Source organism: Paenibacillus lautus (genome assembly GCF_050482385.1).
Classification (GTDB): domain Bacteria; phylum Bacillota; class Bacilli; order Paenibacillales; family Paenibacillaceae; genus Paenibacillus_AQ; species Paenibacillus_AQ lautus_B.
Genome location: NZ_JBCNHV010000027.1, coordinates 60,841 through 74,988 on the forward strand (window position 1 = coordinate 60,841; position 14,148 = coordinate 74,988).

Sequence of the window (14,148 nt, forward strand, 5' to 3'; positions counted from 1 at the left end):
CTGCTAATAATGGTTGTTTAGGCATACTACTACATGGATTACTGGATAAGATGACAGTTTCATATAGGAGCGACGTTTGAAGGAGGGGTACTTGCGTGATTGAAATCGAAAAGCCGAAAATTGAGACCGTTGATGTCAATGAAGATGGAACCTATGGGAAATTCGTAGTTGAGCCTCTGGAGAGAGGGTATGGCACGACGCTGGGGAACTCGCTTCGCCGCATCTTGTTATCCTCACTACCGGGCGCAGCAGTCACATCGATTCAAATCGATGGCGTACTGCATGAATTTTCCACGATTCCGGGTGTCATGGAAGACGTGACCGAGGTCATCCTGAACCTGAAAGCTTTGTCTCTGAAAATTCATTCCGATGAAGAGAAAGTGTTCGAGATTGATGCGGAGGGTGAAGGGGTTGTTACTGCTGGTGACATCCGTGCGGATAGTGATGTGGAGATTCTGAATCCAGATCTTCATATTGCAACGCTCGGCCCTGGTGCAAGACTTCATATGCGTATTTTTGCCAGTCGCGGTCGTGGCTATGTCCAGGCGGATCGGAACAAACGCGATGACCAGCCTATCGGCGTCATTCCCGTCGATTCGATCTATACTCCGATTAGCCGTGTTAACTACGGTGTGGAAAATACGCGTGTTGGTCAAGTAACCAACTACGATAAACTGACGCTTGAAATTTGGACGGATGGCAGCATCCGCCCGGAAGAAGCTGTTAGTCTCGGCGCGAAAATCTTGACTGAGCATCTGTTCCTCTTCGTAGGTCTGACCGACGAAGCGAAGGATGCAGAGATCATGGTTGAGAAAGAAGAAGACAAGAAAGAAAAAGTTCTTGAAATGACGATCGAAGAGCTGGATCTTTCCGTTCGTTCCTACAACTGCTTGAAACGTGCCGGTATTAATACGGTACAAGAGCTGACCACGAAAACCGAAGAGGATATGATGAAAGTTCGGAACCTCGGACGCAAATCCTTGGAGGAAGTTCAAGAGAAGCTTGAAGAGTTGGGCCTGGGACTTCGTACGGAAGAATAGCATAGATTCGGCTTAGCTTAGCAAAGGAGGGAAAAACACATGGCATACCAAAAGTTGGGCCGCGACTCCAGTGCGCGTAAAGCGTTGTTCCGTGACCTGGTAACCGACCTTTTCTTATATGAGCGCATTCAAACGACTGAAGCCAAAGCGAAAGAAGTTCGTTCGATCGCTGAGAAGTTGATCACAAAAGCAAAAAAAGGTGATCTTCACGCTCGTCGTCAAGTAGCTGCATTCGTGCGTCGTGAAACAGTAGACGGTGAACAAGATGCAATCCAAAAATTGTTCTCCGAAATCGCTCCTCGTTACTCCGAGCGTCCAGGCGGATACACTCGTATCCTGAAACTGGGTCCTCGTCGTGGTGACGCAGCTCCAATGGTTTACTTGGAACTGGTAGATCGCGCGTAAATTAGCTTTGTTCCATTGAAGTGACTGTAGTTATGTATGCCCGGCTCTGTAGATGTTTATTCTTGGAGCCATGAACGGGAAGTGGTGCGAGATATAGTCGATCATCTGGTTCGACTCGTCTCGACTACTCCATGGGCAATAATAACGGGGACCTTCTAGTCATGTGGCTGACTCGAAGGGTTCGGCTTAACATGATGAAAAGGAGCTCCTATGGGGCTCTTTTTTGATAGTTATAGAATTTTTAAGTTATCAGTAAAATCCCCCGATAGAGGTTTTCTCATAAATGTGTACAGGCTTTCATTGCCGCAGTGGTTTTCGATGAAAGCACTCAGGAGGTCAGCAATGCGTAATCTTCTGATGAAGGTCAGTTACGACGGTACCGATTATAACGGCTTTCAGACCCAGCCCGGGGGCCATACGATTCAGGACTATTTGGAGGAAGCGATCCGCCGTTTGTCCGGAGAACAGCTCAAGATTACGGCTTCTGGCCGGACAGATGCTGGGGTGCATGCCCGCGCCCAAGTATTTAATTTCTACACAGCTTCACCAATTCCCTTGGAACGTTGGTGTATGGCATTAAACACCTGGTTGCCGGAAGATATCGTAGTTTCGGATGCGATGGAGGTACCTATGGAATTTCATTCCCGCCATGCAGCCAAACGCAAAACCTACCGCTATACGATCAATGCGAATCAGCATCCGGACTTATTCAATCGCCGCTATCAGATCCATCACTATGGACAGCTAGATATCCCAGCGATGGAGCAGGGACTTCGTCATCTGATCGGAACGCATGACTACACAACGTTTGCGTCGCGGAAGTCGACGAAATCGTCCCATGTACGTACTATATTTGATGCCTGGTTTGAGAGGGATACCTCGATGTGCCGCCCCGGCACTAAAGATCAGGGAGTCATTCATACGTACGTATCCGGGAACGGGTTTCTGCAGCATATGGTTCGGATCATTATGGGGACGTTGATTGAGGTAGGGGAAGGCAAGCGCCATCCGGATGACATGTTGGTCATACTGGAAGCCAAAAACCGGGCAGCAGCCGGTCCAACAGCCATGGGTAAGGGCCTGATGTTATGGGAAGTGGAGTATGATATCACCGGAAAGGATTAATCTCAATGATCGTTGATATCAGACCACGGAAAGGCTATCACAACAAAAAGAAGAAATTCCTTGTGACTGTGATAGGCGACTTGTTTGAATAACACGCAAGGTGTAAGGTGGAAAACCAAAAAACACTTGCGGATGTGGGCGTAATCCTGTATTATATAAGTTGTGTTTTCTTAACGGCTCTCCCACAGCCCCGGTTAAGAAAATGCCGAATGCAAGACTGCAACAACATGACAATGCTTTAAACATGAACGAAGATAAATAATGAAAATTAATGATGATTTTCGGACGAATACAAGGAGGAACTATACATGCGTACCACCTATATGGCGAAGCCAAATGAAGTTGAGCGCAAATGGTACATCGTTGATGCCGAAGGCAAGACGCTTGGCCGTTTGGCAAGTGAAGTTGCGGCTCTGATCCGCGGCAAACATAAGCCTCAATTCACTCCACATGTTGACACAGGGGATTTCGTGGTTGTTATCAACTCCGAGAAAATCCACCTCACTGGCAAAAAGATGGAGAACAAAAAATACTATCGTCACTCCATGCATCCAGGTGGATTGAAAGTAACTACAGCTCAAGACCTGATTGCGAAATTCCCAGAGCGTGTAATCGAAAGCGCGGTTCACGGCATGCTTCCTAAAACTCGCATGGGCGAGAAAATGAAGCTGAGACTGAAAGCATATGCAGGCACAGCACATCCACATGAAGCACAAAAACCAGAAGTTTACGAACTTCGCGGTTAATTAAAAAGGAGGACAGTTTCATGGCACAAGTACAATACTATGGGACAGGTCGTCGTAAACACTCGGTAGCACGTGTACGCCTCGTACCGGGTGAAGGACGCATTGTCATCAATAAACGTGATATTAATGAATATTTCGGTTTGGAAACACTCAAACTGATCGTTAAACAACCTTTGAATCTGACAGAAACACTGGGCAAATATGACGTGCTTGTCATCGCTCACGGTGGCGGTATCTCCGGTCAAGCTGGAGCAATCCGTCACGGTATCTCCCGTGCTCTTCTGAAAGCAGATCCAGAATTCCGTCCTTCTCTGAAAAGAGCTGGATTCCTGACTCGTGACCCACGTATGAAAGAACGTAAAAAATACGGTCTTAAAGCGGCTCGTCGCGCTCCTCAGTTCTCCAAACGTTAATATTTCCGATTTACCAAGCCCTTGGCCATTATGGTCAAGGGCTTTTTTACGCTATCCGAACGTAGCTTGTCCACAAAGATATGCACATCATTGACAACACATGTGGAATTCGGTAGCCACATTGAACAGGTTGTGCACATGGTGTGCACAACCTGCGGATAGAAGGATGAACATATGGATGATCTTACATCGTTAACCACTTGACTTCATATGTAAATAGAGATATATTATTAATTGCGAATTAATTAAGTACTTAAATAATTAATATTTAATCATTAATTAAATAAGTAATTTTCGGAGCACAGAAGCAGAGAAGGGGGGATATGGTTGGATCGCAATGAAGAGATTTTCAAGGTGTCGTCGATGTTCCGGGCGCTGCTGAAGAACATTTCTCAAGAGTGGAACAAGTCGAGTGCCGGGAAGTACAATTTAAGCTTTCCTCAGTTTCAGGTGCTGTATGTATTAAAGCTGCGGGGGCCTCTGAAGGTATCGGAGCTTGCCGAAGCTTTGTCGTTGACACCGCCGGCTATAACCGGTCTAACGGATAAATTGGTTGCGGAAGGATACTTACAGAAAGAGCGTGCTGAGGATGACCGGAGAGTTGTCAACATTACACTCTTGGAACCGGGTCTGGATGTAATTAGGAAAGTGAAGAAGGATCAGAAGGAAATGATTCAGGGTTTTTTTAATATCCTCGCTGAGGAAGACATTCAGCATTTGAGAAGAATCTTCTCCTTGATGCTGTCAAACCTTGATAAAGACAATCACAACCAAGGGTAGGGGTGGAGCATAGAGCATGGAGCATTTAACGCTTAAACGTAAAGTTTCAATTATGGTTGCAATCATGGCTGCGATGTTCTTCGCAGCCATTAACCAGACGATAACGAGTACCGCAATGCCGCGGATTATCGCCATTCTGGATGGCATGGATTATTACACATGGACCATCAATATTTACTTGCTAACATCAACGATCGCAACCATACTGGTAGGTAAGCTGTCCGACATGTTCGGACGTAAGCCGTTTATTTTGATAGGTATATTATTTTTCATGTTAGGGGCTTTTCTAACGGGTACATCAACAGACGTGTACCAATTCATTATTTATCGTGGTATTCAAGGTATAGGTGCCGGTATTATTCAGTCAACCGCATTTATGTCGGTCGGTGACTTATTCCCACCGCGGGAACGTGGCAAGTGGATGGGACTGATGACAGCGGTATTCGGTTTCTCCAGTGTCCTTGGTCCTACGCTAGGCGGTTACCTGGTCGATAACATCGAATGGCGTTGGTTATTCTGGATCTTCCTGCCGCTGGGTGTAGTAGCCTTTATCATGATCTGGACGTTATTTCCCAAGGTCGAGCGCAAACCTGGTCAGTCTATTGACTATCTGGGTTCCCTGTTCCTTACAACGTCTATCGTTCCTTTACTGCTTGCCTTCTCTTGGGCAGGTACGGAATATCCTTGGGGATCACCGCAAATTATCGGTCTCATAGCGGCTTCGGTCGTATCAGCCCTCATCTTTATCCTTGTTGAGATGAAAGCGAAGGAACCGGTACTGCCGCTTAGTTTGTTCAAAAATAGTGTCGTTACGGTTTCCAATCTGATTGGATTTTTTATGAACTTCGGTCTGATGGGCGCCATGATTTATATTTCCTTCTACGTTCAAGGCGTACTTGGTATTTCACCAACCTATGCAGGATATGTAACTATACCGATGTCGATTTTCATGATGGGTACGAGTGCCGTAGCAGGTCAGCTTATTGCTAAGAGTGGTAAATATAAACGTTACGCCCTTCTTGGAGTTCCAATTATGATGGTCGGCATGGGAATTATGGTGTTCATGGACAACATCTGGCTCACTGTGGTTAGTACTATTATTTTCGGTATCGGTCTTGGTTTGGGTATGCCGGTATTCTCACTGGCTACGCAGAATGCGGTACCCCACAAAGATCTTGGTGTAGCAACGGCATCATCTCAATTGTTCCGTAATCTTGGCGGTACAATCGGAATCGCGGTTATGGGTACAGTTATGTCGAATAACCTGACGAAGAACCTGAAGGATGCTCTTCAGTCGGCTAGTGCACCGGATTTTAGCGCTGTGGATCCGCAATTAGCCCAGCAGATGCTCTCCTTCGCCAATCCACAGACACTGATGAATAAACCGCTGATTGAGCAGACGCAGGCAAGTCTTCCTGCTGAAGTACAGCCTTTATTCGTGCAAATGATCGACAGTATCCGCGATGCACTTGGAAATACATTATCGATGGTGTTTCTCACAGGCACGTTAGTTCTCGTCGTTGCATTGCTGCTCGTATTCTTCTTGAAAGAAATTCCGCTGCGGACGTCGAATCAGACACCTGCTCCCAAACCCGAGGACTCGGAAGGGAAAAGTGCCGGAGCTGGTACTAGTGCTAAAGAGGTATCGATGGCAACAACAGACTAAGATTGGTATTTGTCAAAATGTTTGGAAATCGAAGAAACAGAAGACCCTTTCTGCTTATGCAGGAAGGGTTTTTTCGTTTTTCATGGTATCGATTTGATGGTTGACATTTATTAGGAATGTTTTATACTGTATTTAATTCATATTATTTCAGTAGGATTATCGGGATTAATATCGGGGGAGGCATCCAATCATGAATTTGCTGGAGAAAGAGGATTTGATCCGAGTGCAAGCAGAAGAGCTTGAGCATGCATCAGCTGAGGAAGTCATCACATTTGCGATCAAGACATTTCCCAATATAACGTTTGCTTGCAGCTTTGGAGCAGAAGATGTGGTATTGGTGGATATGATTCAAAAGATTAGCCCGTCGACGGATATTTTTTATCTGGATACCGATTTTCATTTCAAGGAAACATACGAAACGCGGGATCGTATGGCCGAACGTTACGGCCTGGAATTCGTGCGGGTCTCTCCGCTCATTACGCCGGAAGAGCAAGCGGCTCAGCATGGTGAAGCATTATGGAGCGTCAATCCGACGGAGTGCTGCAACATCCGAAAGGTAGAACCATTGACTCGGATTCTGTCTCAATATGAGGCTTGGATTACAGGGATACGAAGAGATCAAGCACCTACCCGAGCTAATTCGAAGAAGATTGAGTACGATACCAAGTTCGGGTTGGTGAAGTTCAATCCGATCGCAGGCTGGACTAGCGAGGATGTGTGGAACTACATCCGAGCTAACGATATCATCTACAACCCGCTTCATGATCAGAATTATCCGAGTATTGGCTGCGAATATTGCACTCGACAGGTGATGCCAGGAGAAGATCCACGTGCTGGACGCTGGTCAGGCCATGAGAAGACGGAATGCGGACTTCATAAATAAACCAATCATGATTGACTTAAGATCGTACAGTTACAGCATAAGAAGGAGGAATTATTCATGACAGCCATACTCCCTCATGGCGGCACGCTGGTACAGCGGGTAGCCCAAGGAGCAGAGCGTGAAGATTTATTGAAACAGGTCGGCACTCTTCATAAGATCCCTGTAAATGCCTGGAGCATCTCGGACCTGGATCTGATCGGGGTTGGGGCATTTTCGCCTTTGCAAGGATTTCTGAACGAGCAGGATTACAAGTCTGTGGTTTCCTCTATGCGCTTATCGGACGGTACGGTTTGGAGCATACCGGTCACACTGGCTGTTGATGAGTTTACAGCAGCTAAACTTGTCGTCGGCGAGAAGGCGGCGCTTGTAGGCGAAGAAGATGGTGTCGTCTATGGCGTTATCGATGTAGAGAGCGTCTATCAGGTAGATCAGCAAGTCGAGGCTGTTCAAGTATTTAAGACGGATGATCCGGAGCATCCAGGCGTGAAGAAGCTTTTTGAACGTCCTTCGACCTATGTAGGCGGGCCGATCCAAGTACTGAATCGTCCACAGCCGGAACGGTTTGGCGAGTTTTATTTTGATCCGGCAGAGACTCGTGAACAGTTCAAAGCCAAGGGCTGGAATACGGTTGTCGGCTTTCAGACACGTAATCCGGTTCACCGTGCACATGAATATATTCAGAAGAGTGCAATGGAAATCGTAGATGCACTATTCCTTAATCCGCTTGTAGGAGAGACCAAATCGGATGACGTTCCTGCCAATGTGCGAATGAAGAGCTATCTGACCTTGCTGGAGAACTACTATCCCGCGGATCGCACCTTCCTGGGCGTATTTCCGGCTGCCATGCGTTATGCGGGACCTAGGGAAGCTATATTCCATGCCATGGTTCGTAAAAACTATGGATGCACCCATTTTATCGTGGGCCGGGATCATGCAGGAGTCGGCGACTATTACGGTACGTATGAGGCGCAGGAAATTTTCAAAAATTTCACTGCAGAAGAGTTGGGCATTACCCCGCTGTTCTTCGAGCACAGCTTCTTCTGCACCACTTGCGGAAACATGGCCTCAATCAAAACATGCCCGCATCCTAAGGAGGATCATCTGACTTTATCCGGTACGAAGGTTCGTGGCTTGCTTCGCGAAGGGCAGTGCCCACCGCCGGAATTTACGCGCCCGGAAGTCGCGCAAGTGCTGATCGAAGGGATGAAAGAGCAGATTACGGTATAACCAAGGCATAATTAGCCACCTTGTCCCATATGATGGAGTAGAACAACTCATGGGACGAGGTGGTTTTGTTATGTCCAGGCGGAGAACGGACAAGGTTACGGTGTGGATATCGTTGAAGAGAATTAAGCAGACCCTGATTGGAGCTGTGCTTCTGGCACTGCTCATTATCGTTGTAACATACGAAGTCCCCTCTGCCAAAACGTCGAATACCTGGAGTTTGCCGCTTGCCGGTAAAGTCATTGCCCTTGATGCAGGACATGGCGGGCCAGATGGCGGGGCAGTAAGCCGACAAGGTGTTATAGAGAAGGATGTAAATCTGGCGATCACCTTGTATTTGCGGGATTATTTGCAGCAGGCAGGCGCGCTCGTCATTATGACAAGAGAAGGTGACTACGACCTGGCTGCAGAAAGCACAAAGGGGTATTCCAAGCGTAAAACGGAGGACCTCAAACAACGTGTGCGGATGATCGAAGATAGTAAAGCAGATCTGTTTATCAGCATGCATCTGAACAGTATTCCATCTAATCGGTGGAGAGGGGCGCAGACCTTTTTCCCTCCGAATAAAGGGGAAAGTAAAAAACTCGCCGAATTGATTCAGGCTGAAATTAGACATAACCTGGAGAATACGCAGCGTCTGGCCAAAACGGATGACAAAATATTTTTGCTTCAAGCCCTGCGCATGCCATCTGCACTGGTAGAGGTCGGTTTCTTGTCCCATCCCGAGGAATCCGAATTGCTCCGTGATGAGAAATATCAGAGAAAGGTCGCAGCATCCGTGTATAATGGCATTCTGCGTTATTTCTCCGGAGAGTCCACCAGCGAGTCGTCACAAGCTGCAGAGTAATGGTATAATGGACAGGAAATATCGAAACATTGTCTATTCCATTACATAGTGCAGAGGTGCTTATATGCTGACTAGAGAAACGGTACAGGAGATACTCCAGCCTTTACGCGATCCCGAAACCGGGAAGAGCCTGATGGAGCTCCAGCGTATTCGAGATATTGTTGTCAAGGAACGCACGGTCCGATTATCCGTGACTTACAGTAGTGAAGATGTACGCGCTTCCCTGGAAGCGCAGATCAGAGAAATTCTTGAAGCTATGGGGGCGGAGGATATCCATATCCGCATGCGACCTCTAGACAATGCCGTTAGCGGAGCAGCCCGGGAGGAAGCTAACGATCGCGATAAGCTGACAAAAGGGCATGCTGCCGGCATGGAGCAGAATACGCTTCTTAGCGAGCAGTCCGGCGTTCATTTCATTGCGATTGCAAGCGGCAAAGGCGGCGTCGGTAAATCCACTGTTACGGTGAATCTAGCTGCAGCTTTGGCTCGCCAAGGCAAGAAGGTCGGTTTGATTGACGCGGATATTTACGGCTTCAGCGTACCGGACATGATGGGCATTGAAGAGGGGCCATCCGTAACCGAAGAGGGTGTCATCCATCCGGTTGAGCGTTTTGGTGTCAAGGTTATGTCCATGGGCTTCTTCATCCGTGAGAATAGTCCGGTGATTTGGCGCGGGCCGATGCTTGGCAAAATGCTGCGTCAATTCTTCACGGATGTCGCTTGGGGGGATCTGGACTACATGCTGCTGGACCTGCCGCCAGGAACAGGCGATGTAGCCCTTGACGTGCATCAGATGATTCCCCAAAGCAAAGAGATCATTGTAACCACCCCGCATGCTACTGCAGCTTTTGTTGCTGCCAGAGCGGGTGCGATGGCCTTGCAGACTGATCATGAAATCTTGGGCGTCGTGGAGAATATGTCCTATTATGTCTGCTCCCATGGCGGGGAGAAGGATTATGTATTTGGTCGTGGAGGTGGAGGGAAGCTTGCCGAGACGCTTCATACCGAGCTCCTCGCGCAGCTCCCATTAGGAGCACCGGATAACCACCCTTCAGAGCCGGATTTCTCCCCATCTGTGTATAAGGCAGGTACCGAAAGCGCAGGGATCTACGATGAGATAGCTGGAAGAATTGCAGCCAAGCTTGAGGAATCCGTCTAGACAAGGTCCTTATATCCATATTATGAAACAAGCTCCCTGTGTAGGGAGCTTGTTTTGTTTATGAAAAATGGCCTAACTGCCACTGCCTTCTTCATTACCGCCACCGCCGTCGCCACCGCCGCCACCGTCACCGCTACCGCCGCCGCCTTGCTCTTCTTGCCCTTTTCCCTTGCCTTGTTTTTTCTTCTCCACTTTAGGCTGAAGTTCGTCTTTCACAACCGTTTTGAGCAGTTCCATTACCTCCATGCGGAACAGCGGATTCTGCATAGCTTCCTGCATCACGGTCATGGACTGTTTGCGATAGTCCGGGGTTTTGGTCAATTCAAGAAACGATTTCATTACATCCGGAGACTTCAACATATCCTGAATCGATTTTTGATACGTCGGGTCCTTGATGAGCTGCATATGGAGCTGCTTGCTCTCAGAATTGATGGCTTTGGCAAAATCACCGGCGAATTTCGGATCGGTCATAATCTTCTCAATTTCTTTTTTGTATTCTTCCGACACCAGTGTATCCTTAACAGCCGTCCGAATTTGCTCCCCTGACTGGGCAGTCATCATCCGCATCCCCATCGAGCCACCGCTGCCGGAAGAACCACCGGATCCGCTGCTAATCGCTTCCTCTACCGCTTTTTTACCTTCGTCGGTTTTCAGAATGTCGACCACCATGGATTTGATTTCTTTATATCCGAGCTGCGGAGACGAGCTTTGTTCTGTACCACAAGCGGTAAGCACCACAGCAGCAACGAAGACGATAATACATAATCGAAATAACGGCCACTTCATTACCGTTGTCCTCCTTTTTCAAAATCATTGAATTTATCAGTTTTCAGCGAAGTCGAACAAATTCGATAATCGTAAGAAAAACATCCTCTGCATGCGGGTTTGTCTTCTGTGAAAGTACGCCGATAGATGTTTTTCTTACGGTTCTTCGCATAGTATGTGATGGAATTGCAGAAATATGTCGGATTCAGAATGGTTTTTTATTGTGAACGTTGGTAAAATAATGATCTGTGGGGGTGGAAGTTAGTTGAGTTTACGAAAGTGGTCTAAATTGTTTTTGAAAACGCTGCTCGTTGGGGCAGTGGCGGCATTAATCGTAGGTCTGATCCTGCAGTTGTTTAATGGCGCGATCGAATTCACGGGAATGGCCGATTTATTAATATACCCGCTGATTTTGTTGGGCTCTGGGGCACTGGTGAGCGTATATTCCCAGATGGGCTTTTTTGCATACCTGACTTTGAATTATATGGGGATAGGCATATTCCGCAGGAAGACTTGGCAATACATTCAGATTGTGTTGGCTGTTCTTGCATTGCTGGAACTGATGTTCTTCCGTACCTTTGTGGGCGGATCCACTAGCTTGCAGCAAGATTTAATTTTGGGCATTTCCATTTTGGTAATTGCCGTTGTTGTTGCTTATTTTAAAGTGAAGAGTACAAATGCTAATGCATGGATTCCGACCCTCTTCTTTATGATGGCGATTTCCATTGTGGAGATTATCGGTGTACTGCAAATTGGAGTCAGCAATGCCACGATCTTTATGGTAGTACCATTGCTGATCTGTAATGCATACCAAATTATGACGCTTCATAAAGTTACACAAGACGAAAAAAAGAGCTAACACCTTAGCTCTTTTTTTGTTAAGCATTATTCAACTACAGGGCCTTTCTCCTGGGAGTCTATAGTCCGCCTGCATCCTCGATGCTCTTCTGCAATGATGCGTGATCACGAACTTCGGTGCCTTTGGTGCTGCCCTGTTGAAGCAGGTCAGTTACCGTAACGAACTCATATCCTTTATTACGAAGCTCCTTGATGATGAGAGGGAGTGCTTCATGGGTCTGTTTTACGGAGTCACTGGCGTGCATCAGCACGATGTCTCCCGGATGCGCTTTGGAGACGACGCGGTCTACAATTTTTTCGACGCCGATATTCTTCCAATCCCTGGAGTCGGTATCCCACTGGATCACTGTGTAGTTAAGGCTTTGGGCTATACCGAGCACTCTTTTGTCAAAATCCCCGTTAGGCATCCGTATTAATTTGGGTTCTTGTCCGGTCATTGCGGTTAAAATAGTATGTGCCGAAGAAATCTGCTTGCGTATTTCCTCATCGGTGAGGGTACTGTAATTATCGTGCTTGAAGCCGTGGCTCCCGATTTCATATCCGCTTTCCTTAATGGCATTCACGATATCGGGATGCGTTTTGCTCCACGGCGCAGACAGGAAGAAGGTTGCTTTTTGAACTCCATTGTCTTTTAAGGCCTGTAAAATAGGCTCTGTGCGTTTTTCGCCCCAGCTGATGTCAAATGTTAATGCAATCTGTTTCTTGTCCGTAGACACGCTGTAAATCGCTGACGGGTTGTCCTCGGAGAAGACCGAGATGTTGTCACTCTCCACATAAATAACGCCGACTGCAAAGATCGCCGCGGCAAGGACAAAGAAAAACCGCTTAATCTTTCTGCCGTTGAATACATAAAAAGAATTCATAATACGTGCGCCCCTCTCCCTTCAGTGTGCAATAGCTTGTTTACTTTCAACATATGCTCGTACTTGCGAGTTATACCAATTTAGGAGGTTGCGAATGTTACGTTTTAGCATTTTTCTCAGAGATTTAAGATCCATCCGGAAGGCATTGCTCTTGGCAACGGTCTTATTTATAGCCGGAATCGTGGCTGGAGCAAGCTCAGAGGGGTTCGAGCAATTCCTTCTAGGTCAGCTTCAAGGATTAGGGGAGATTAGCCAGCAGCTCGGTTCCTCCGATCATCCGGAATGGAGCTTCTTTGTCTTTATCTTTCTTAACAACAGTATTAAGAGTGTACTGGTCATGTTCTCAGGCTTGCTGCTTGGTGTGATACCGTTCTTCTTCCTGATCATCAATGGTATGGTGATTGGTTTCTTAGTGAAAGTCGTGGGGGAGAGCGGAGAGAGTCTGTTTGATCTGATTGTGAAAGGGCTGCTGCCTCATGGGATCATCGAGATCCCGGTCATTGTAATTGCTTGCGGATATGGTCTTGCTTTTGGCGGGCTGGTGTTAAGAAGTGTAACGGCGACGGGCGAGCGCAGAAGCGGGATAGGCGCGGAGTGGCGCGGCTTTTGGCGCAAGCTGGGTACTGCTTCCGTATGGGTTGTCGTTCTGCTGCTCGTTGCCGCAATGATCGAAAGTACAATTACGTTGTGGCTGATGTCATAATTTTCCCTGAAATTGTGCATACCTAATAAAGCAGCTTAGCAGAGTAAAGAGAGAGCTGCGTGGACAGGGCGTTCATCATAATGTGCAGACAGCATACCTTCGGTTTAGAGATCCCGCCAATACGGTTAATCACCTTTACATAGGCAAGAGCAGCTTTAATCCGATTGAAGTGACGTTACATGTTCGCTTAACTATATAAGGAGGTCCTATCATGCTGGGAATGCTATTCAATGAAAAAGAGTGCAAAGAGCTTGATTATGTACTGCGAAAAGAACTGGATGAGATGCTGCTGGATTTAAGCGACCAACGATTGGACCAAAACATCAGACAGGCTATAGCTAACCGATATAAAACGGTGTTCCGCATGTATGCCCGGTTTGCCCCGCAGAAGGAACTCTCCAAATATGCGCGTAACGGGAAGTTTCCGCAAATCAAACATTAATTTTGCGAAAAAGTGTTGACTAACCGGCTGAGTATATGGTAAATTAATTTTCGCTTCCTTTTCGAAGGTGATGCCGCCAACCGGCGGCCATCAAACTTCAAAACAAACTTCAAAAAACTTTTTTGAAAAAAGTGCTTGCAAAGTTGATAGGGAGTATGATATATTATAAAAGTCGCCGCTGAGATGCAGACGACGAACGAGAAACACAGATTGATCTTTGAAAACTGAA

At 47.0% G+C, this 14,148-nt stretch carries 16 protein-coding genes; 14 read left to right on the forward strand and 2 right to left on the reverse strand.

Annotation, left to right across the window (positions count from 1 at the left end; genetic code table 11):
- Positions 1-95 precede the first annotated feature (95 nt).
- From ABEW73_RS28620 to ABEW73_RS28670, 11 genes are all read left to right on the forward strand, one after another.
- Entirely contained in the window at positions 96-1,040 is a 945-nt protein-coding gene (locus ABEW73_RS28620) for a DNA-directed RNA polymerase subunit alpha (protein ID WP_071221012.1), read from the forward strand.
- A 39-nt stretch (positions 1,041-1,079) separates the two neighbouring features.
- Positions 1,080-1,445, forward strand: a complete 366-nt coding sequence (gene rplQ / locus ABEW73_RS28625) for a 50S ribosomal protein L17 (protein ID WP_071221011.1) — start codon at positions 1,080-1,082, stop codon at positions 1,443-1,445.
- A gap of 342 nt (positions 1,446-1,787) precedes the next feature.
- Positions 1,788-2,570 (forward strand): tRNA pseudouridine(38-40) synthase TruA, encoded by a 783-nt coding sequence (gene truA / locus ABEW73_RS28630; RefSeq protein WP_430170078.1) that lies wholly within the window; start codon positions 1,788-1,790, stop codon positions 2,568-2,570.
- A 308-nt stretch (positions 2,571-2,878) separates the two neighbouring features.
- Entirely contained in the window at positions 2,879-3,316 is a 438-nt protein-coding gene (rplM, locus tag ABEW73_RS28635; RefSeq protein WP_076326214.1) for a 50S ribosomal protein L13, read from the forward strand.
- Between the two features lie 20 nt (positions 3,317-3,336).
- Entirely contained in the window at positions 3,337-3,729 is a 393-nt protein-coding gene (gene rpsI, locus ABEW73_RS28640) for a 30S ribosomal protein S9 (RefSeq protein WP_006212891.1), read from the forward strand.
- A 327-nt stretch (positions 3,730-4,056) separates the two neighbouring features.
- A complete protein-coding gene (locus ABEW73_RS28645; RefSeq protein WP_430170079.1) occupies positions 4,057-4,509 on the forward strand; it encodes a MarR family winged helix-turn-helix transcriptional regulator in 453 nt (150 codons plus the stop codon).
- Positions 4,510-4,525: 16 nt separating this feature from the next.
- Positions 4,526-6,175, forward strand: coding sequence for an MDR family MFS transporter (locus tag ABEW73_RS28650; RefSeq protein ID WP_430170081.1), 1,650 nt, complete (start codon positions 4,526-4,528; stop codon positions 6,173-6,175).
- Positions 6,176-6,365: 190 nt separating this feature from the next.
- Positions 6,366-7,058 carry a phosphoadenylyl-sulfate reductase gene (locus tag ABEW73_RS28655; RefSeq protein ID WP_430170083.1) on the forward strand — a complete coding sequence of 231 codons (693 nt, stop codon included), beginning with the start codon at positions 6,366-6,368 and terminating at the stop codon, positions 7,056-7,058.
- A 57-nt stretch (positions 7,059-7,115) separates the two neighbouring features.
- Positions 7,116-8,285, forward strand: coding sequence for a sulfate adenylyltransferase (gene sat / locus ABEW73_RS28660; RefSeq protein WP_430170084.1), 1,170 nt, complete (start codon positions 7,116-7,118; stop codon positions 8,283-8,285).
- Positions 8,286-8,355: 70 nt separating this feature from the next.
- Positions 8,356-9,129: an N-acetylmuramoyl-L-alanine amidase CwlD gene (gene cwlD / locus ABEW73_RS28665; RefSeq protein ID WP_430170086.1), complete on the forward strand. Its 774-nt coding sequence runs from the start codon at positions 8,356-8,358 to the stop codon at positions 9,127-9,129.
- A gap of 64 nt (positions 9,130-9,193) precedes the next feature.
- On the forward strand, positions 9,194-10,288 hold the full coding sequence (locus tag ABEW73_RS28670) for a P-loop NTPase (protein ID WP_430170087.1): 1,095 nt from the start codon (positions 9,194-9,196) through the stop codon (positions 10,286-10,288).
- 72 nt (positions 10,289-10,360) lie between these two features.
- Here ABEW73_RS28670 and gerD read toward each other — a convergent pair whose 3' ends face one another.
- Positions 10,361-11,074 (reverse strand): spore germination lipoprotein GerD, encoded by a 714-nt coding sequence (gerD, locus tag ABEW73_RS28675; protein WP_430170088.1) that lies wholly within the window; start codon positions 11,072-11,074, stop codon positions 10,361-10,363.
- A 244-nt stretch (positions 11,075-11,318) separates the two neighbouring features.
- Between gerD and ABEW73_RS28680 the strand changes: the two genes are divergently transcribed.
- A complete protein-coding gene (locus ABEW73_RS28680; protein WP_430170090.1) occupies positions 11,319-11,912 on the forward strand; it encodes a KinB-signaling pathway activation protein in 594 nt (197 codons plus the stop codon).
- A 58-nt stretch (positions 11,913-11,970) separates the two neighbouring features.
- Here the strand turns inward: ABEW73_RS28680 and pdaB are convergent, their stop codons facing one another.
- Positions 11,971-12,774: a polysaccharide deacetylase family sporulation protein PdaB gene (pdaB, locus tag ABEW73_RS28685; RefSeq protein WP_430170092.1), complete on the reverse strand. Its 804-nt coding sequence runs from the start codon at positions 12,772-12,774 to the stop codon at positions 11,971-11,973.
- A gap of 94 nt (positions 12,775-12,868) precedes the next feature.
- Here pdaB and ABEW73_RS28690 point away from each other — a divergent pair, with 94 nt between their 5' ends.
- Positions 12,869-13,477: a stage II sporulation protein M gene (locus ABEW73_RS28690; RefSeq protein ID WP_213647954.1), complete on the forward strand. Its 609-nt coding sequence runs from the start codon at positions 12,869-12,871 to the stop codon at positions 13,475-13,477.
- 211 nt (positions 13,478-13,688) lie between these two features.
- On the forward strand, positions 13,689-13,919 hold the full coding sequence (locus ABEW73_RS28695; RefSeq protein WP_009592811.1) for a hypothetical protein: 231 nt from the start codon (positions 13,689-13,691) through the stop codon (positions 13,917-13,919).
- Positions 13,920-14,148: the final 229 nt, after the last annotated feature.

Coding starts and splice junctions, on each gene's coding strand:
- rplQ (WP_071221011.1), top strand. CDS start 1,080: ATGGCATACCAAAAGTTGGGCCGCGACTCCAGTGCGCGTAAAGCGTTG.
- truA (WP_430170078.1), top strand. CDS start 1,788: ATGCGTAATCTTCTGATGAAGGTCAGTTACGACGGTACCGATTATAAC.
- rplM (WP_076326214.1), top strand. CDS start 2,879: ATGCGTACCACCTATATGGCGAAGCCAAATGAAGTTGAGCGCAAATGG.
- rpsI (WP_006212891.1), top strand. CDS start 3,337: ATGGCACAAGTACAATACTATGGGACAGGTCGTCGTAAACACTCGGTA.
- ABEW73_RS28650 (WP_430170081.1), top strand. CDS start 4,526: ATGGAGCATTTAACGCTTAAACGTAAAGTTTCAATTATGGTTGCAATC.
- ABEW73_RS28655 (WP_430170083.1), top strand. CDS start 6,366: ATGAATTTGCTGGAGAAAGAGGATTTGATCCGAGTGCAAGCAGAAGAG.
- sat (WP_430170084.1), top strand. CDS start 7,116: ATGACAGCCATACTCCCTCATGGCGGCACGCTGGTACAGCGGGTAGCC.
- cwlD (WP_430170086.1), top strand. CDS start 8,356: ATGTCCAGGCGGAGAACGGACAAGGTTACGGTGTGGATATCGTTGAAG.
- ABEW73_RS28670 (WP_430170087.1), top strand. CDS start 9,194: ATGCTGACTAGAGAAACGGTACAGGAGATACTCCAGCCTTTACGCGAT.
- gerD (WP_430170088.1), bottom strand. CDS start 11,074: ATGAAGTGGCCGTTATTTCGATTATGTATTATCGTCTTCGTTGCTGCT.
- pdaB (WP_430170092.1), bottom strand. CDS start 12,774: ATGAATTCTTTTTATGTATTCAACGGCAGAAAGATTAAGCGGTTTTTC.
- ABEW73_RS28690 (WP_213647954.1), top strand. CDS start 12,869: ATGTTACGTTTTAGCATTTTTCTCAGAGATTTAAGATCCATCCGGAAG.
- ABEW73_RS28695 (WP_009592811.1), top strand. CDS start 13,689: ATGCTGGGAATGCTATTCAATGAAAAAGAGTGCAAAGAGCTTGATTAT.